Consider the following 20,472-nt stretch of genomic DNA (forward strand, 5'->3'; position numbering starts at 1 on the left):
GGTAGATTAAAATGAAACTTTTAATGATGCACCAAAGAACCTAACCGGAGGAGCAGTTCTAAACTCACCAAATTCACTTCCTAAGTCATTTCCAAAATTAGAAACCTCCGGATCGATGGTCTTGTTTGATTTAGCCAGCCAGGTGATTAAATTCCTTCCAAAAACGGACACACTTGCTCTTTGTGCACCCACTTTACCTATGATAGATTTAGGCAGATTATAACTTAAAGTAGCTTCCCTTAATTTCAGGAAAGATCTGTCCAAAATACGGTTGGCATAAGCATCAGCCTTGTTTGATGTAGTGTAGTAAAAATCATCTGTATTGGCTTCTGTTATTGGAGCTGTATTTTCTACATAAGTACCATCTGCTAATTTTTGAACCGAATTAGGAACAATAAAAGGACGGCGGTCATTATAAGTCGTTTTTGCATCAGCACCAACGAAGTTCAATAAATCGGCCGTTCCAGAATAGAACACACCACCTTTATGCCAATCTAAAGTAAATGAAAGTGAAAAGTCTTTATAACGGAACTGATTATTTAATCCCATTACGAAATCAGGAAGTGTAGTGCCAAAGCTTACATTTTCAGAAGAGTATACAGGATAGCCGTTTTTATCTACAATTACCTGTCCGCTAGGGCTATAAGTACGTGACGGTGCTTCAATGACACCTAACGGTTGACCAACACGGGCTACAAATTGCGCATCGTAAGCCGAGTTTAATACTACCTTATCTAATCCGATAGGTAATTCGGTTACTTTACTCTTTTCTTTTGTAAAGGTGTAATTTAAAGTCCAGTCGATATCCGTTGTTTTAATCGGCTTGATATTTACCGCCAGCTCGATACCTTTGTTACGAACTGAACCAAAGTTGACGATGTAAGAAGAATAACCTGTTGCCGGATCAATAGGTAATGGGATAATCTGATCTTTTCGTAATTTGTTGTAATAAGTTGCATCAATACCGATACGGTCTTTTAAGAACCTGATCTCTGCACCTAACTCAACCTCTTGCACGCGCTCAGGTTTAAAGTTATTGCTATTTAACTGGTTAGAAATCGAATAACCCGCAACACCAAACATTGGAAATGTCAATGTTCCAAAACCCAATGGCGATGCCGTTCTGGTTGCTGTGTTAAATACACGGTAAGGATCTGTATCACTACCTGTTTCACCATAACTCGCTCTTAATTTTAAAAAGCTGATTGGTGTTTTAGTTAAATCGATAGCCTGAGAAGCAATGAAAGCTAAACTGGTAGCAGGGTAGAAGTAATTGTTATTGTTCTGAGGAAGTGTTGACGACCAGTCGTTTCTTCCTGTTAGGGTTAAATACAAATATTTGTTATAACCTAAAGTTGCAGAGGCATAGGCACCAAATAAACGGCGGTGAGATTCTGCATTGGTTGATGTTGGTTTATTTGCAGAGTTATTGATCTGATAAAAACCAGGTATCGCTAAATTTTCAATACGCGTATTTAATATTCTTGAACCACGATCATTATAGTTCACCCCAATTAAACCATCTAAATCGAAATGGTTATTTAATTCCTTATTAAAAAGAGCATTTAATTTTGTATCGTACTCAAAAGTTTTCACAGATCCTTCGATTACATCACCGGCATCGGCTGCTCTCGAAGACCCCTCGATGTTACCACCATCATTATAGCTACCTGGGCTTGGTGCATTTTTATTATGCCAGATTTTGCTAATGGCGTTATCAACATCAGCACCTTGCTGGAATTGAAAACTTAACCAATCTGTTGCTTTGTAGTTTAAATTAATATTACCATACAAACGATCACTTTTATACCTACTTCCATTTTCGTAAAGGGCATAATAAGGGTTTTCTGCATACGGGGTAAAATAATTATCTACATTAAAAAATTTGTTTTTATAATCCTGAAAATCTTTAATCGGAATATCTCCGGGGATCTGTAATATTTCTTCGTAAAATGAAGATCCGATACCTGAATCACCACCACCTTGATTGATAAATTTAGTGGTTTTACCAACATAGTTTAAAGAGGCATCAGCGGTGAAATTTCCGTACTTGGTTGATCCCTTTAAGGTAAAATTATTTCTTTTGTAAGAATCGTTGTCTGATGGAAGATAACCATCGCTATAAATATTACCATAAGAAAAATAAGCCGTACTATTCTCATTTCCTCCGCTTAATGCGATATTGTTATTTAATTCGATACCTGTAGTTAATGCATCCTTCACATTGTTTTTAATGAAAGAGTAAGGTTTCAACAACTGAGAGTTATCAACTATAGCACCCCAGGTCCTTAACTGTCCGTCATATTTTGGGCCCCAGTTACCGTTTTCAGAAGGAATATAAGTACCATCCCAACCTTGCCCAAACTGATCCTGTGGCTTATAAATAGAGGCAACATTAGTTAAGGTAGTTGAGGTAGAAAGGTCTACCTTCAACTTACCAGCAGCTCCTTTTTTAGTGGTTACAATTAAAACACCATTCGATCCGCGAGAACCATATAATGCTGTTGCTGCAGAACCCTTTAAAATACTGATGCTTTCGATGTTGTTAGGATCAATGTCGTTTGCATTGTTACCAAAATCATAATTGTCATTGGAACCTGCAGTTGAGTTATCCAAAGGCACGCCATCCACAACATACAAGGGCTGGTTACTGCCGGTTATTGAAGAATAGCCCCTTAAAATAACCTTGGTTGATCCACCCGGTGCACCAGAAGTATTAGAAATGTTTACTCCTGCAACCTTACCCTGCAAACCACCAAATAAACTTGCTGGTGCAGAAGCATTAACTTCAGCTGATTTAAAAGTGCTCTGGGAATACCCTAAGGTTTTTGTAGCCTTATTAACTCCTAACGCTGTTACCACAACCTCGCCTAAGGCTTTAGAATCAGTAGCTAGAACAGCATTAATCACACTCGAGCTTCCGATTGGGCGAGTTTGAGTTGCAAATCCAATTGATGAGAACTCGATTGTTTTGGCATTTGATGAAACTTTGATGGAGAACTTTCCATTCGCATCAGTAGAGGTACCACCAGCGGTCCCCTGAATTTTTACGCTTACGCCAGGAATTGGTAGCTTGTCTTCTGAAGACGTAACTGTTCCTGTGATTGTTCGATCCTGTGCCATTGCGCTCACCGCGAAAAACAGGACAATGAACAAACTCTGTAGAAGTTTTTTCATAGTAAATAGGTTAGTTAATGTGTAAATAAAGCACTAAATTAGAGTTAGTTAATTCTTGAAGCAAATTTATTTTAACCTTTTTTAACTTGCAGCTCCCTAAGCCCCCTTAAGGCCTATTTCTTAACCGTAACTTTTTTGCTAATCATAAATTTGACTAAAAAATTACTAACTACAGCTCATTTTTAAAGTGCTGTTTTAATAAACTGACAAAAATTATATTCCTGAATAAGGTTTTTTCTCTACCAAGAGTTTCTAAAAAAGGATATCAGCCAAATAAACTACTTGGCCACGCCCGAAATCTTGTACACCGATAAGGAGACCATTTTTAAGCTCTTCTCTTGCTTTTGTACCCACTGCACCGGCAATGAACTTTTGTAATTTTATTTAAACATGCATTCAAACCTTTAACCAAAGGCTCATAGAGCTTATGGTCTGTTTTTAAGTTATAACAGGTTTTACGTTGGCCATAAGAAGAGGGGGGGACTTGAATCAAGATTGATCCGATAAATTCCAGCCGGCATTGTGGTTTCGAAATCGTCTTTAACGATTAATCCATATATATTTATAAGAACCTACGCTTTATATTATAAGTGTAAATCAGTTATCAGAATTTGAGGCTCTAATAAAATTTAGCCAAAACCGCAATCGGCTGCAGGAAAATTTTCTCCATCAGGCTCCCGAATAAATAAGGGGCTGCCCAAAAAGATCGGACAGCCCCTTTAACTTCTTATAAATTAAATTATAGAAAGTGCTTCTAAAACGGGGGTAATATAACAGAACCTCTTAAAAGTGCATTTCTACTATCAAAACGTCATTTCATTTCTAAAATTTATCCCAGAATAATTTTGTGGTTACAACATCTCCTCCAATTGCACCAGAAGCCTGACTATAATTACTGCCATTTAATTGCTGTTCATTGCTTGGATAGCTAAGTCTGTTTGGAAAACCAGATTTAGCTCCTACTGGTGCAGTAATTTTTGGAAAATCCAATCTTCTTAACTCTGTCCAACAATTAAAAGGCCTGTTGTAAAGAGCGATCCATTTTTGGACCCCTATTTTTTCTCTCCATGTACCAGATGCCGTTGTATAGGAAACCTGTGGATTTGCCAGATAAGCGGATGCTTGTGTAGCAGTACCTCCCCAATATAAAATCGATGCCGTAATCGCATTATTATAATGCGTTTCTGCATTACCGCTAACAGCATATCCTCTTTCAGCAGCTTCTGCTCTGTTAAATTCAGTTTCTGCATAATCCATCAGCAAAGTTTGCGCATCAGGAGCATAAACCTTAGGTCCAGGTTTAGAAACAGCAGATATCGTATTTACCTGCCCAACTATACCGCCAACATAGGCACCGTTTGCATTGGTACCAAAATACTGTGGCAAACGAGGGTCTGCCAGCGCTAACAATTTGTCTACCAAATCTTTTGCGCCCACATAATCACCACGCCCACCTGTTACAATATCAACAAAAAGTGGATTTTGGTTTGGTGCACCTGCCAGATATTTAAATGCTGCATTATCCACATCAGCAGAAATTGCACCTGCATCTGATGCTTCGACAGCAGCTTTGGCAATTGCATTCTCTGCATCAGCTAAAATTAAAGCTTGTTGCATCCGCAAAGAATTACCAAATTTTATCCATTTTGAAATATTACCCTGAAAAACAAGGTCCTCACTTGAAGAAAACCCTGCACTTGCGGTATTGAGTTGGGCAATGTCAGTATTTAGCCTTTTCAATAGCTCTAACGAAATCGTTTTCGCATCATCATATTTCGGAAAAAGATTTTGTTGATCTAATGCCTGGCTATAAGGAACGTTGCCAAAAGTATTAACCAGTGTACTAAAGGCCAACACCTGCATGATATCAATAATTGCCAGTTGATTCGATTTTATACCAGCGTTTAACGTACTGTTAGCCTTTATGATGTTTGATGATTCGGTTAAATTTTGGAGCACTTCTCTATACATCGTAGTCCACCACGCTTGAGGAATATTTCTGGTACCGAAGTCGTACTGGGTTTCATCCTGATACGTTACCATTGCCCATTGACTTGTAGTGAATCTGAAAACATTGTTGTTAACACTAGCACTCGTGACAACATCGCTGTAAGATTTGGTTGCGAATGAAAACAAAGTCGCAGCAGGAACCTCCGATGGCCTTTTGGTATCAATATTAAGTGATGTAATATTCTTTTTACAAGCTGCGAAAGAAACGAGCATTGCAAAAAATATGATTGATTTTTTCATTTTATTATCGATTTAATTAGAATGATAGCTTTGCATTAATCCCTATTGTTCTGGTTGTTGGGTATGCACCACTTTGTATCCCCTGCGCATTTCCGGAAGACAAATTCTCTTCCGGATCTGAATAAGGGAGATTTTTATGTATAATCCATAAATTTCTTCCAAAAACAGAAAGATCAATCCCTTTAACGGGGCCCCATTTTGAAATCATGGCTTTAGGAAAAGAATAAGTTAATGTAGCTTCTCTTAATTTTACATAACTGGCATCGTATGAAAATGCAGATTGCGGAAGGGTAGGAGAATTGGCATCTATCACGACACGTTTAGTATTAACCTGACCGTCTTCTGTTACGCCATCCAAAATAACACCTCCGCTGTTTCCACTATTGGTTACCGGATTCCTTACCGGATTACCCAGATCGTTTAAACCAACTGTATTTGGTAAAATACCGGTATAAGTAGCATAAAATTGGTCTAATGACCAAACATTGCCCCCGGAACGGACGTCAATTAAAAATCCTAAGGATACGTTTTTGTATTTAAAGCTATTATAAATACCCCCAATCCATTTTGGGTTAATATTGCCGATAACGTTAGTTGTACTAGATGTTATTTTATAATATCCATCTGCACCAATAATTTTTTGTCCGTTTGCGTTATAAACATAATCTTTGCCCTGAATGGTGCCATACGGCTGACCTAAAGTAGCATTAACACTTATACCTGCCTGAAAGCTAGCCAACTGCAAGTTTTTGCTATCATTATACAATTCCAAGACCTTACTGTTGTTTTTTGTCCAGTTGATGTTAATATTCCAGGAAAAATCTTGTGTTTTAATTGGTGAACCATACAATGAAACCTCGACACCATTATTTCTTATCACACCGGCATTAACATAGGTATTGGTAAAACCTGTTGCAGCAGAAACCGCAACGGGTATAATTTGATTTTTTGTTTTTGTCAGGTAATATGAAGCATCAAAACCGATGCGGTTATCCAAAAATGCCATATCTAAACCAATCTCGCTGCTTTCTGTCTTTTCGGGTTTTAATGAAGGATTATTTGTAGTAAAAGGATATGCAAATAAAATGCTTGATCCAAATAGATTTTGAGAGGTATAAACATTTTTGGTACTTCCCCAAGGGGCATCGTTTCCAACTGTGGCATAGTTGACACGTAATTTTCCGGATGATATCCAGTCAACTTTATCCTTTAGTTGCTTAGAAAACAACCAGCTGCCAGCAACCGAATAATAGTTATATGCATTTCCGCCTTCTGGCAAAGTAGAAGATTTATCTCTTCTAAAAGTACCTTCTAATGTTAAAGATTCATTATAGGTCAGTGTGGCTCCACCAAAAAATCCGTCAACTTCTTTAGGCTGATAGTTTTCTATAGGGGCTGCTACAGCACCAACAGAATTAGAAATACTATAAAGCCCTGGCACAATAAGTCCACCATTTGTTGTGGAAAAAACGCTATTCAACAAACTCTTTCTGATATTACCTCCAAGCAATGCTTTCAAATTCAGGTCCTTCGTTACATTTTTATCAAAGTTTGTAATAAGGTCAAAATTTGTTTCGTTGAACGACCTGTCCGTGCGGGCATAAGAAGCTGCTCCCTGACTTCCTACGGCAACCCTTTCTTCCTGAAATTCATTGTAATTATCTAAAGAAACACGTCCGAGAATATTTAGCCAGTCAGTTGCCTTATAATTTAAGGACGCATTCCCAAAAATCCTGCTCCTGGTATCATTTTCATAATTCTGGTACCTTGTCCAATAATAATTATCAGTATATTTAGGTACCAGGCCTGCAGGCGTAGAAGGATCAGCCCAATTCCATGAAACATTTTGCTTATTCCTAAAGTAAGCATCCTTTTGAGCCATCATATCAACATTGGTTTGATACCATTGCCTAAAATTTTGGTTCACATTTAACCCACTATATCCTGACCCATATCTACCCAAACCCTCAACTTTTGAATAATTCGCAAGTGCCGATGCAGTTAACCGATCGGTAATTTGGTAAGTAGAGCCAAAATTCAATATATTTTTAATGATTTTACTATTGGGTAACGTTCCACGGTCATCACTTCTGGTATAGCCGAGCTTGATTGTCCCTTTATCAGATGCACCATCAAATATTATATTATTGTTATTAGAAATTGCGGTCTCATAAAATGTTGATGGATTATTTGCGGCAGCAACCCACGGTGTTTTTTTCTTATAATTAGGAGAGTATGGATCAAAGGCATCCCATTGATACACCAGTAGGTTTGGATCAAATTTAGCTCCGTAAGATGCATCTTCAGAAGTAGGAACAACCTTTTCCTTAACACCATTACCCTGAACATCAATCAATAAGAAGCCATCTCCACTTTCATATCCACTTGAATACCCGGCACCATACTCCGTTTGATACTCCGGAAAAGTTGATTTGTCTATTGTTCCGACGGTTAAACCACTATTAATCGTAATCCCCATGCCTTTACTCTTCCTGCTTTTTGTAGTAATCATAATTACACCATTTGCTCCTCTGGAACCATAAAGGGCACTTGCTGCAGCTCCCTTAAGCACGTTAACCGATTCTATATCGTCAGGATTGATATCTGCTGCCGCATTTCCATAATCATAACCACCCCTCCCTGTTCTCTGGTTAGTAGAATTATTGTTTGAATTGTCAACCGGAACACCATCCACTACAAATAATGCCTGATTATTCCCTGTTAAAGACTTATTTCCTCTAATTACAACATTGGTTGATCCACCAATTGCATTGCCTTGGATAATCTGCAAACCAGATACTTTACCTGATAGCGCAGACGCTGCGTTTGATGACCGTGTTTGTGTAAGTTCTTCACCCTTTACCTGCTGCGCCGCATAAGACAGGGTATTTTTCCTCCTAACCTGGCCCAAAGCAGTTACCACAACTTCATCCAAAGCCTTAGCATCTGAAGATAAGACAGCATTGATTACATTTGAACTTCCAATGGGTATGGATTGAGTCGCAAAGCCGATTGAGGAAAATACAATAATTTTAGCGTCTGGTGAGGCTTTAATGGAGAACCTTCCGTCAGCACTGGTTGAGGTACCCCCTGTGGCTCCCTGAATTTTTATGCTTACTCCAGGGATTGGCAGTTTGTCTTCTGAAGACGTAACTGTTCCGGTGATAGTTCGATCCTGTGCCAATGCCGCCAAGGCAAAAAACATACAGATGAACAAACTCGGTAAAAGTTTTTTCATGGTCAAGAATAGGTTTAGTTAATGATTCGCCTAATTTAAGCGTTAATATTCGGGTTAAAAAGCTTTTTCAAACAAATATTTAATAAAAAATCATAAAAAAAATTAAAAACCTGACCTTCAGACCAATAATCAGCATTAAAAACCGAAATTATTTAAAATAGAAACATAAAAAAAACATATATTAATTAATACAACAATTGATTTTATTTTTAAATAATTTCGAATTAAATTAAAAATAAAGCCAAAAAACACAAAATAATAATACAAAAAATGATTTTTAATAAAAAACAAATTAACATTAATAAATTTCGAATAAAAAAACACAGACGACATTCATGAAAAAACCATAAAGAATAGAAAACTAAAAGAAAAACATACTTATAACATGCTGATAAGTTTAAAAAGACTATACAAAAACTTAAATAGGTTTTACTTAGATGAAAAATGGTGAGAATTTCAATTATATACTTTTGTAGTTAACACAGCAAATCATAACAGGAATGGTGGTTAGGATTAAAAGCCATGCCTGCCTGGAGAGTATCTTTATCTCAAAACTTCACAAACCGAACAAAAAGAAAAATGATATTATATTTCCAGCCTGAATACTTATGCCGCAGGGATAGCTTGCGCAGCTAGTTCCAACTAAGGCATTAAAAACTCACCGCATTGGCCGCTTGCTGTTATTTCCAAGAAGACGGCGGCAGGAAACGAACAGGGAATGCTGTAGAAAACTTTCTATAATTTACAGGGCTGCTCTTAACCTGATAAAATGACATCAATAAGAGCCTATTTAAAATTAAATAAAATTTATTCCGTATGTCAGTCTGAGCGTAGCCGAAGACCATTCCAACACATTAATAAAGCAATCGACTACGCTCTTGTGATAGCAAAAGGCCATTTATATTTGTTAAAAAAATTTAAACTGACTATATGCTGCATGCACTAATAACTACAAAACAGGATATTTCCGAAAAGCGTCTTACCACCTTCCCAAAAATTCCTGAAAAGAGGATCATTAGCCAAATAAATCACCTGGCCACGTCCGAAATCTTGTGCGCCGATAAGAAGGCCAGTTTTAAGCTCTTCCCTTGCTTTTTTGCCAACCACACCGGCCATTAAACTTTTTTCGTTAATCAACCCTACATTCCAACCTTTAACAAGAGGCTCGTAGATCTTACGGTCTGTTTTTAAGCTATAATAGGTTTTACCCAGGCCATAAGAAAACGGGTGACTGGAATCAAGATTGATCTTATAAATTGCACCGGGAATAGTAGTTTCAAAATCATCCTTGTCCTTATTCTTAAAAAGAAGTTTGTTTGCCTCTGGCTTTTCATCTTTTTTTACCACAGCTTCCTTCTTTTTAATATCGAATCCTTTTTTCTCAAATACACTTTCTATAGCATCTTCCATTAAGATCAACCTTCCTCCTTTATTTAGCCATACAGTTAAACCATCGCCTATAAAAGCGCTATAACTTCCATCGGGCAAAATCAAAGTGTTTACCTTATTAATATCGAGGTTATTCAGATCCTTAGTATTAATAATAATTGGGGAAAGATTTAAATCGTGTTCCAGAAAAAACCAGGCTTCGCCAAAAGCGAGAGAAGAAACCTCCATACCAGATACAATGGCAATTTTAGGCTGTTTTAACAATGGATAAACGTTAGAACCAAAATCTTTTCCCTTCTCTACAAAACCACTGCTAATGGCCAGGATGGGCTTGTTCAAAGTTTTGGCAATCGATGTAACCTTATCCTTCATCCCTTTTATCAATCTTTCGTTTTCAGCCCTCAACACAATCAGGGTTCCTGCGGGATAGTCTTTACCGTTTACCGAGAATGGCTGATCGGCCTGCCTCACTTTTATATTTTCCTTTTGCAGCGCGGTTAAAACCTGAACATCTTCGCTTGTTCCCCAGCTAAATAACCAGGCCAGGGGCTTCTCAAGGTCGTGATTGATTACCTCCGGTTCTTCAATTGCCGGGAATTTTCCTTTTATACTTTCTTTACTGGCATAGCCCTTTAATCCATAAACATAGGGTAGGGCCCAGGCCGTAATGTCATAAGTATTAGAATCGGTTACAAAAGTTTGGGGTTCTAATAAAACGTTAGCCAAAACTGCTCTTGCCTGCTGAATGTTAACAATTAAATCGTTTCGGGCGATACTAAAATTTTCTTCCTTTTGGGTATCGTAATCGTAAGCTTTACCGGTTTTATCTCCACCATAAGCAAATTCGATTTTATTTTTGGTTAAGAGTCCGGCCAGTTTTTTTAAGCGCGATAAATTAGTCGCTTTTATAATATAACTTTTATAAATGCCCGGGCTATTGGCTAGTTCCTGCTGGAAATACTTTTTATACTCCGCTAATAATTTACTATGGTTTAAAGAAGTCACTTCAAGGGTCGACATTCCTGTTGTAAAGTGGTGTGCGATACGGTCTTTTAAGGTAAGCGTATCCCCATCGTTGGTTACCACTGATAATCCGGCTCTGATTCCGCCCTGCTCATAAGTCATACCGATTGATCCATTATACAAAGGGTAAGTATCGCCATAAGAGGGATAAAGCAGATCGAAACGTTCTTTAGTGAAATATTGCCAGCCTTCGGCATCAAAGTATTTGGCATTGTTTTTACCAACAACCACCTGGAAACTTTTTTGCCAGGGCGTAATGTCCTGGTGAACGGGTTCTGCCGCTGGCGCAAAATAGTAAGGCTCATTATAGCTCTGTTCATGAAAATCGACATGTACCTGTGGCATCCACTGGTTATACAGGTCTAATCGTTGCTGGCTCTCAATTTGTGTTTGCCAGGCCCAGTCGCGGTTTAAATCGAAATAATAATGGTTTGGCCTGCCACCTGGCCAGGGTTCAATATGCTCCCTGGAGGAGGGATCTGAATTAGGCATTTTCCCTACCACACTATTAAAATAGTTTACGTAACGGTCTCTTCCATCAGGATTTAAACAGGGGTCGATTACCACAACAGTATTTTTTAACCACTCGCTGGCAGGCTTATTATTGCCCGAAACCAAGGTATAGAGCATCTTCATGGCAGTTTCAGTAGAGTTTGCCTCATTGCCATGTACATTATAGCTCAACCAAAGTATAGCAGGCTGATTGGTTAGATCGACACTATTATTGGTGCCAGTTGCCAAAACTAAATTATTGCTCCTGATCTGTTCCAGTTTGGTTACATTTTCTGGCGAAGAAACAACTGCCACCATTAACGGCCGGCCCTCATTGGTTTTACCATACTCTATCAGCTTCATGTTTTTAGCAGAAGCCGCAGCGGTTTGCCTAAAATAATCAGCTACTTTGTGGTGAGGCGTAAAATGCGAACCGAGTTCATAACCCAAAAAATCATCAGGAGATTTTAGCTGTGCATGCGCAAACAAAACAGTACAAAGGGTGATTAGGCAGAACGTTAAGAGTCTCTTCATAGGAAAATAATTTTACCTAATGTACTAATTTTGTTTTTTGTTGGCGCGAAAGCTTAATTTTACATCATATTTTTTACGATAAGCATGATTACAACCGAAAAACTATACGATTATTACCTGGAAAACCCTGTTATCTCTACCGATACAAGAAACATTACGCCTGGTTGTATCTTCTTTGCCTTAAAAGGAGATCTTTTTAATGCCAACGAATTTGCCGCTCAGGCCATAGAAAAAGGAGCTGCATTTGCTGTAATTGATGAAGAAAAATACGCAGACAGCGATAAGTGTTTATTGGTAAAGGATGTGTTAAGTACTTTACAGGATCTGGCTCGTCATCACCGTAAGCAGCTTAACATCCCTGTTATCGGTTTAACCGGTAGCAATGGAAAAACCACGAGCAAAGAACTTGTAAATGCTGTTTTAGCCGAAAGATATAAAACCTTTGCAACCTTTGGTAACTTAAACAATCACATTGGTGTTCCATTATCTATATTATCCATTACCGATGATGTTCAGGTTGCGGTAATTGAAATGGGCGCAAACCACCAAAAGGAAATAGAACTGCTCTGCACCATCGCACAGCCTACTCACGGCATTATTACCAATGTAGGTATGGCACATTTAGATGGGTTCGGTGGCTTTGAAGGGGTAAAAAAAGGCAAGGCAGAACTTTACGCTTACCTTAAACAGACCAGTGGTTATACTTTTATCAATAGGGATAATCCTAATTTGCTCGAAATAAGTACTGCTGCAGGTTTAAACAAACTGATTTATTATGGAACCGAAAATGGGAATACCATTAAAGGCGCTTTAAAAAGCAGCGATCCTTTTATTGAAGTAGACTGGACCAATCATGAGGTTTCATCATCAGTAAAAACCAATTTAACTGGTAGTTATAATTTTGAAAATATCCTGGCTGCAATTTGCATAGGAGATTTTTTCGACATGAGTCCAGAAGAGATCAACACCGGTTTATCGAATTACCAGCCGAAAAATAACCGCTCGCAACTCACCAAAACTGAAAAAAATACGGTGATCTGCGATTTCTACAATGCCAATCCAAGTAGCATGACCGCGGCACTGAAAAATATCGCCGTATTATCGTCCGGTAAAAAAACCGCTATTTTGGGAGATATGTTCGAATTAGGCCCTGAATCACCTGTTCAGCATGAACTTATTGCAAAACAGGCCAACGAAAGTGGTTTGGATCAGCTCATTTTCATCGGAAAGGATTTCTATATATTTAAAGACAATTTTAAAGGCATATTTTTCGAAACACCTGCTGAGGCTGCTCAGTATTTACAAGAAAACTCCGTTCAAGATCATTTAGTATTACTCAAAGGCTCGCGAGGAATGAAACTGGAAAGCCTGTTAAAATATCTATAGCTTATTTTGAAAATTGAATTTCATACCTCTCACCAGTAATTTCTAAAAGTTCAGGCTTCATTTTATCCGGATAGCTAATCAGCAATATTCTTTTTAAACTTTTTTGAGGCCCTAAAGTTGTTTTATTTTTTGCTGGTATTGCAACAACTGTAGCTTGGTACACAAAAGAAACCGGGTATTTTACTTTATTTACAAGATCTAATAATGAAACTTCTGAGAAATCTAAATCAACTGTTTCGTTTGTTTTATTAGTCACTTTCATCTTTACGCTAACAAAAGTATAGCCTTTTTTAGCAACTATTCTGCTATTTCCTGTGGCTTGCTGGCTTGCAGAACTCATTCCATACACTTCATATTCAATATTATTTTTGTAGTTGAAGTTGTTTTTGGCCGGGCTAAGCTGGTAGACGGTGACACATGATGAAAGTGTTAAGATTAAACCCAAAAAGATTAATCTAAAGAGAGGTGCTTTCAAGAGTTAATTAATTTTGATTGCTTAGGGATTCACTTACAGTTAAACCAACATCGCTTACGTCCAAAAGCGGATTATCGCGCATATTCTGTTCAATTTCGATCTCAAACTTCCCATTATGAGGGAAATGATAGTTGGTAAGCATAGGTAAAGTATAACTGAATACATTTCCAGATCCGCTACCCAACCATTCACCATCATTTTTGGCCAGTTTGTATTGATAACGCCGCGTTACCATCTTTTTGCCATCTTTAAAATGAACAAGGATAAAAATATTGGCGTATTTATAATCGGCGGTATGTCTAAGCTTAAAATAAATATTATAGGCCTTAGTATTATCCTTAATCTCAAATGTGGTCGAAACATGGTTACGGTAGGTCCACCTGCGGCCTGCAATTTCTACATTACTATCAATTACGCTGGATGTACAGCCCACAAATAGCGAAGTAATCAATAAAAAACCAAGCAAGAATACTTGTCTTTTATTCAGCAGCAGGTTTATTTTCTGAGCCATTATTATTGTTTCGGCGGTTATTGTTTTTCCTACGATTATTTCTGTTCTTGTTTTTGCTTTGTTCTGGCTTAGCACCTTCTACCGTAACATTTCCTTCAGCTTTAACTACAGGTTTTGGTCCTTGCAGCTGCTTTGGTTTATTATTTTGAGGTTTTGGCCCATTAACATGCTGTGGTTTCGGCACTGACTGTTGAGGCTTTTGACCTGCATTTTGTTGCGGTTTTGGTCCGTTAGGTTGTTTTCCGCCTTGCTGAGCTTTTTGCGCCCCCTGTTGAGGCTGCTGCGGCCTATTACTAGGGCCTGCATTTTTCTCTCCGGCAGGAACTCTTTCCCTTTTATTTTGGTTGTTATTGCGGTTATTTTTCTGATTGTTGTTCCTGTTCTGATTATTTTTACTACGAGAACGTTCGTCCAGGCGGGTTAAACTATCCTGACCAACTACATTTTCGTAATCGAAAGATTTTTCTACCACAACCGGCGCGGCAATCTGAACAGCTTCTTCTTTTAAGTTAGGCGCTTTTTTACCCGCCTTGTTCATCGTCATGATCTCTTTTACACGTGCAGCTTTCACCGGAATCCAGTTTTCATCCCCCTGGTAACTGAACCACATGATTTTCTTGAAAATATCGGTTTTCTGGTGACGGGCATAACCGGCCTCAGTATCCAGGTTTTCAATTCTATCGGGAATATCTTTTAAAGCATCCAGATAGGTATCCAGCTCATAGTTTAAGCAGCATTTTAATTTACCGCACTGACCAGCAAGTTTTAACGTATTTAATGATAAATTTTGATAACGCGCCGCAGCCGTAGAAACCGTTTTGAAGTTGGTTAACCAGGTAGAGCAGCATAATTCGCGCCCGCAAGAGCCAATTCCGCCTAAACGACCAGCTTCCTGACGCATTCCGATCTGGCGCATTTCAATGCGGATACGGAAACTCTCCGCCATTTTTTTAATCAGTTCGCGGAAATCCACACGCCCATCAGCCGTATAAAAAAAAGTGGCTTTGGTTTTGTCGGCCTGGTAGTCTACATCGCTGATTTTCATTTGCAAACGTAAATCCAATGCCAGTTTACGGGCTTTGTGCATGGTTTCCCATTCCATCCCTTTGGCAGCATTCCATTTCTCTACATCGGCTTCGGTAGCTTTACGGTAGATTTTTTTGGTTACCTGATCTAGTGCGGTTTTACGGCGTTTCATCTGGATTCTTACCAGTTCTCCCGTAAGCGAAACGTGCCCCACATCAAAACCACCCGTTGGTCCTTCAACAGCAACAAGCTCCCCGATTTCGAGGTAAATGTTATCATTATTAAGGAAAAACTCTTTACGTGAACCTTTAAATTTGATTTCGGTAACCTGAAAAGGTTTATAATTAGAAGGCATATCCAAATTAGACAGCCAATCGTGAACTTCCATTGTCTGGCAACCACCGGTGCCGCATGAGCCATTACTTTTGCATCCATTAGGGGTGCAACCACCACCTGTTGAACAACTTCCACATCCCATATTAATTGTATATATATTGAGTCCCCGCAGGGAGCGTTTTAAACTTGATAATTTTTACCAATTGTAAAGATACATCTAAAAACAGAATTTTCGGGTTCGCGTTTCTTTCAATGTGGTAATGTGCCTTTTCCAGTTCGCCGATTATGGCCTCTGCCATAGGTAAGGTAAGCACGTGTGTGCTGAGTTTTTTGGCGGTTTCGAATGTTAATGGAGGTAATTTAACCAATTCTTCGGCACCACTTAAAATTAAACAGCATTCGCGTAAATAATTTACGCCATATTTTAAAAAATTCTTCTGGTTTTCTCTTCCCCATTTGGCAGCCTCATCGGTAAAATCGATCAGATCGGGAACTTTATTTCCAAAACCCATCCTTAGCCAGGCGGTAAAGGTGCCCGAACTGTCGCTTTGTGTATCGGCAGCCAAAGCTTTGGCCTCAATTAAATTTCCATCGGCCAAAAAGGAATAATCAATAGCCTGGTGCTCAGTTAATCCGCTTGCATTTAATAAATATCCTGTAACCTCTTCCGACGAAAGTTTTGGGATTTTCACAATTTGCGTCCTGGATAGGATGGTGGTTAAAATCTGATCCTGACTTTGCGCAATTAAAATAAACAGTGTATTTGCAGGCGGTTCTTCGATTAATTTTAACAAGGCATTTCCAGCTTTATCCAGGTATTCCGGAAGCCACATAATTAAAACCTTTGTTTCCGCTTCGAAGGCCTTATAACTCAGCTTTTTAATAATATCGTGGCATTCGGCAATGTTGATATTGGCCTGTTTATTGGCCGCATCAAGCTTGGAGCGCCAGATATCCATATCAAAATAAGGATCCTGCATCAGCATACCCCGCCATTCATCCAACACATCTACAGCCGTTTTTACACTGGCAGAAGCAAAAAACGGATAGGAGAAATGCAGATCGGGGTGGATGAGGCGTTCGTATTTTCTGCAACTCGAACACTCGCCACAACTATCGTTCTCTCCTTTATTAAGGCAATTGATGTATTGCGCATAGGCAATGGCCAGGGGTACAGCTCCAGAGCCAGCAGGCGACAAAAACAGTTGCGCATGGCTAATACGGTTTTCTTTAACCGTTTGCACCAATTGTTGCTTCACTCTTTCCTGTCCGATAATTTCTTTAAACTGCATTTGGTGCAAAATAAGAAATAGATATGAGATTCACACACAAGTGACCATGTTCTTACGTTCGGCATACATATTTGGCATGTAGCAACCGCCTAAGTTTTCAAAATTTAAGAGTTTGCCTGCCCATCGTATAGCGATAGCGAAGCTTCATTATTGTTTTTTTTGGAAATGGCTGGTTCTGTTTCAATGGCAAATGCAGTCCTGCTATCCCTTTAAGTCCTCGCTGCGCTCCGGGCTTTTCGTTCTATCAGGTTTATTTAACTAAAATCAGTAATTCTTCGGGAACATCAAGTAGCGCACTATGCAACTTTACCCAACCGAACTGGCCTGCATCAACTAAACCTGATGGGAGCGGCAGCCCCGAAGCATGAGGGCTAAAGCATACAGCAGGACAGCACCTACCCAAGTACCACAGGTTTTGCTTTCCAAAAAATAGAACAAATCAATTTTTCAGTTAACAACAAACACGTTACCAAGGCATTAGCACTTATGTTTATCGATTATTTCAAAAAGCTTACCTTTGGCTTTTATTTTTAAACGGTAGTAAACGCTTTGCGCCAAACACCCAACGCTTAACTTATGGCACGGATCCTCGCATTTGATTATGGAACAAAACGCATCGGCATTGCGGTAACCGATCCTTTGCAGCTAATTGCAACAGGCCTGGATACGGTGCACCCGAAAGATGTGATCGAATATGTTAAAAAATACATGCTTTCCGAGCAGGTGGAGGCCTTTGTGCTTGGGGATCCTAAACAAATGGATGGTTCTCCGTCTGATTCGGCACAACATGTGAAAGGTTTTGCTACGCTGCTGAAAAAATCGTTTCCCGATATCCCAAGACACTGGGTTGATGAACGTTTTACTTCTAAAATGGCGCATCAGGCCATTATGCAAAGCGGGTTAAAAAAAAGCGACAGAAGGGATAAAAACAGGGTTGATACCATTGCTGCAACCATCATTTTACAATATTTTATGGAAAGTAACCGTTTATAACCAAAAAATGAGCCTGATAAACGACGATTTACAAGATCTATTAATTGCCTATTGCGAACCTGAAAGCGAATTGCTTCAACAGATAGACCGCGAAACCAACCTTAAAGTTTTAATGCCCCGTATGCTTTCAGGCCATTACCAGGGCAGGGTGTTAAGCATGCTCAGCAAAATGATTTCCCCTAAGAGGATTTTAGAAATCGGCACTTTTACTGGTTATGCCACCTTATGTCTTGCTGAGGGATTAACAAATGATGGCCTGCTGTATACGCTGGATATTAATGAAGAACTGGAAGATATGGTTCGCAGAAACTTTGCCAAATCAGCATATAACGATCAGATTAATTACATCCTTGGCGACGCTACCACTACAATAGCAAGTTTAGATGAAGTTTTCGACATTGTTTTTATCGATGCCGACAAGAAAAACAACGGTACCTATTATGATCTCATTTTTGACCGTGTACGCCCGGGCGGGATTATTATTGTGGATAATGTACTATGGAGTGGAAAAGTACTCCAGGAGAAACAGGATAAAGACACCAGAAATATTACTAGTTTTAATGATAAAATAGCTGCAGATGAACGGGTTGAGAAATTGATTTTACCTGTGCGTGATGGTTTGTTTGTGATCAGGAAGAAATGATGATGGCATATAGTTAATGGCTCATTGCCTGCTAAGCCAAGGCTATTAACCATTAAACCATGGTCTATTAACCAAAAAAGAAATGAAGAAAATCTTTACTTTTTGCCTGCTCCTTTTAGCGGGGATTATTGCAAAAGCGCAAGACACAGAAGAATATATTGCAGCGCACGTAGAATATGCACAAGGTTTAATGCATGATCATAAAATTCCGGCCAGCGTTATTTTAGCCGTTGCCATACATGAATCTGCTGCCGGAAACAGTAAAATTGCGCAGCACCTCAATAACCATTTTGGTGTAAAAGGGCCTAACAACAATGCAGATATCCATTCTTCGTACCGCGATTATTTAAATGCGGACGAATCTTACAGCCATTTTGTTGAAATAATGGAAACCCGCGAGCCTTTTAACAACCTGTTTGCGAAGTACGATCAGTACGATTACAAGGGTTGGGCTTACGGCATCCGCCGCTGTGGTTATGCCAGCAGTAGAAGATGGGCCAGTCAGGTTATTGGACTCATTAAAAAATATGAGCTTTACCAATACGATGAGCGACCGGAAGGATACGAAGAACCTGTTTATGCCACTCCGGTACGCCGCCACACCAGAAGCAGAAGAACAACAAAAACTTATACTGTAAAATCGGGCGATAACTTAAGTATCATCGCCAAAAAGAAAGGTACAACAGTAAAAAAACTGATGCAGAAAAACGGGATCAAAAAAGCAAATTTAAAACCAGGGCAGAAGATTAAGTTTTAGTTATGAGTCCTAAGTCTAATTTTCAGTTTGCAATTTTCAGTTCACAATTAACCTATTTCAGTTCACAGTTTTCAGTTCACAATTAATCATATACCAATGCGTTCATCCAACCAACTTATCCTATTAGCGGCAATCCTCGTTTTTTTAAGCTCATGCGGTTCCAGGAAATTTTCCAAAAACAACAAACAGATTGAAAAAGCAGCCAACAAAGCCAATAATAACTCATACAAAAGCTATAATACCTTAAGTTATATTGATGAGTTTAAAGGCGTAGCCATAGAAGAAATGAACTCGGCCGGTATTCCTGCAAGTATTACTTTAGCACAGGGTATTTTAGAATCAGGCAGTGGAAACAGCGATTTGGCCAAGTATGCCAATAATCATTTCGGCATTAAATGTACTTCAGAATGGAAAGGAAAAAACTATTTCCGTGATGATGACCAGAAAAACGACTGTTTTAGGGTATATAAAGATGCCCGCGAATCATTCAGGGATCATTCTGAGTTTCTAAAACGCAAACGTTATAGTTTTCTTTTCCAACTGGATAAAAACGATTACAAAAGCTGGGCACAGGGATTAAAAACAGCGGGGTATGCCACTAATCCTAAATATCCTGATCTGTTAATCAATACCATCGAAAAATATCAGCTTTACCAGTACGATCAACCAGAAAGCGAAAAGCAGAAAATTGCGCGCGAGGATCGTGTTTTTACAGAAATCAATCAAAATATTCCCCAGGAGAAGGCTAAGTTTACCCCAGTAGAAACACCACCTGCAGGCGCCAAACCAATTCTTGCCGATGGCACTTATACCGTTGTTAAAGGAGATACGCTGTACAATATTGCTAAACGCTTTAACTTAACAGTCGATCAGTTAAAAATGCTAAACGAAATGAGTACCGACGCTATTAAGCTAGGTCAAACACTTAAGGTTAAATAATGTTAAGTACA

13 protein-coding genes are annotated in these 20,472 nt (G+C 38.8%); 5 read left to right on the plus strand and 8 right to left on the minus strand.

Features of this window, described 5'->3' with window-relative positions:
* Positions 1–6 precede the first annotated feature (6 nt).
* The 4 genes from FFJ24_RS21125 to FFJ24_RS21140 all read right to left on the minus strand — a co-directional run bounded on the left by FFJ24_RS21125 (position 7) and on the right by FFJ24_RS21140 (position 12,103).
* Complete coding sequence (locus tag FFJ24_RS21125; protein WP_138819133.1) at positions 7–3,177, minus strand: SusC/RagA family TonB-linked outer membrane protein; 3,171 nt, start codon at positions 3,175–3,177, stop codon at positions 7–9.
* Positions 3,178–3,999: 822 nt separating this feature from the next.
* The gene (locus FFJ24_RS21130) at positions 4,000–5,427 is read right to left on the minus strand and encodes a SusD/RagB family nutrient-binding outer membrane lipoprotein (RefSeq protein ID WP_138819134.1); all 1,428 of its coding nucleotides are present in this window, start codon (positions 5,425–5,427) and stop codon (positions 4,000–4,002) included.
* 16 nt (positions 5,428–5,443) lie between these two features.
* Complete coding sequence (locus tag FFJ24_RS21135; RefSeq protein ID WP_138819135.1) at positions 5,444–8,665, minus strand: SusC/RagA family TonB-linked outer membrane protein; 3,222 nt, start codon at positions 8,663–8,665, stop codon at positions 5,444–5,446.
* A 942-nt stretch (positions 8,666–9,607) separates the two neighbouring features.
* A complete protein-coding gene (locus FFJ24_RS21140; RefSeq protein ID WP_138819136.1) occupies positions 9,608–12,103 on the minus strand; it encodes a M14 family metallopeptidase in 2,496 nt (831 codons plus the stop codon).
* A gap of 84 nt (positions 12,104–12,187) precedes the next feature.
* On the opposite strand from FFJ24_RS21140, the gene murF reads away from it, so the two are divergent.
* Positions 12,188–13,489, plus strand: a complete 1,302-nt coding sequence (murF, locus tag FFJ24_RS21145) for a UDP-N-acetylmuramoyl-tripeptide--D-alanyl-D-alanine ligase (protein WP_210419407.1) — start codon at positions 12,188–12,190, stop codon at positions 13,487–13,489.
* A gap of 1 nt (position 13,490) precedes the next feature.
* Here murF and FFJ24_RS21150 read toward each other — a convergent pair whose 3' ends face one another.
* The 4 genes from FFJ24_RS21150 to FFJ24_RS21165 are packed head-to-tail and all read right to left on the minus strand — an operon-like array spanning position 13,491 to position 17,129.
* The gene (locus tag FFJ24_RS21150) at positions 13,491–13,964 is read right to left on the minus strand and encodes a hypothetical protein (RefSeq protein ID WP_138819137.1); all 474 of its coding nucleotides are present in this window, start codon (positions 13,962–13,964) and stop codon (positions 13,491–13,493) included.
* A gap of 7 nt (positions 13,965–13,971) precedes the next feature.
* A complete protein-coding gene (locus tag FFJ24_RS21155) occupies positions 13,972–14,475 on the minus strand; it encodes a gliding motility lipoprotein GldH (RefSeq protein ID WP_138819138.1) in 504 nt (167 codons plus the stop codon).
* Complete coding sequence (gene ricT, locus FFJ24_RS21160) at positions 14,444–15,979, minus strand: regulatory iron-sulfur-containing complex subunit RicT (protein ID WP_138819139.1); 1,536 nt, start codon at positions 15,977–15,979, stop codon at positions 14,444–14,446. The genes FFJ24_RS21155 and ricT overlap by 32 nt, the downstream gene beginning before the upstream one ends.
* Before the next feature lies 1 nt (position 15,980).
* The gene (locus FFJ24_RS21165) at positions 15,981–17,129 is read right to left on the minus strand and encodes an ATP-binding protein (protein ID WP_138819140.1); all 1,149 of its coding nucleotides are present in this window, start codon (positions 17,127–17,129) and stop codon (positions 15,981–15,983) included.
* A 576-nt stretch (positions 17,130–17,705) separates the two neighbouring features.
* On the opposite strand from FFJ24_RS21165, the gene ruvX reads away from it, so the two are divergent.
* From ruvX to FFJ24_RS21185, 4 genes are all read left to right on the plus strand, one after another.
* Positions 17,706–18,122 (plus strand): Holliday junction resolvase RuvX, encoded by a 417-nt coding sequence (gene ruvX, locus FFJ24_RS21170; RefSeq protein WP_138819141.1) that lies wholly within the window; start codon positions 17,706–17,708, stop codon positions 18,120–18,122.
* Positions 18,123–18,129: 7 nt separating this feature from the next.
* Complete coding sequence (locus FFJ24_RS21175; protein ID WP_138819142.1) at positions 18,130–18,765, plus strand: O-methyltransferase; 636 nt, start codon at positions 18,130–18,132, stop codon at positions 18,763–18,765.
* Between the two features lie 82 nt (positions 18,766–18,847).
* Positions 18,848–19,522 (plus strand): glucosaminidase domain-containing protein, encoded by a 675-nt coding sequence (locus tag FFJ24_RS21180; RefSeq protein ID WP_138819143.1) that lies wholly within the window; start codon positions 18,848–18,850, stop codon positions 19,520–19,522.
* 96 nt (positions 19,523–19,618) lie between these two features.
* Positions 19,619–20,461: a glucosaminidase domain-containing protein gene (locus tag FFJ24_RS21185; RefSeq protein ID WP_138819144.1), complete on the plus strand. Its 843-nt coding sequence runs from the start codon at positions 19,619–19,621 to the stop codon at positions 20,459–20,461.
* Positions 20,462–20,472 lie beyond the last annotated feature (11 nt).

The organism is Pedobacter sp. KBS0701, from assembly GCF_005938645.2.
Taxonomy (GTDB): domain Bacteria; phylum Bacteroidota; class Bacteroidia; order Sphingobacteriales; family Sphingobacteriaceae; genus Pedobacter.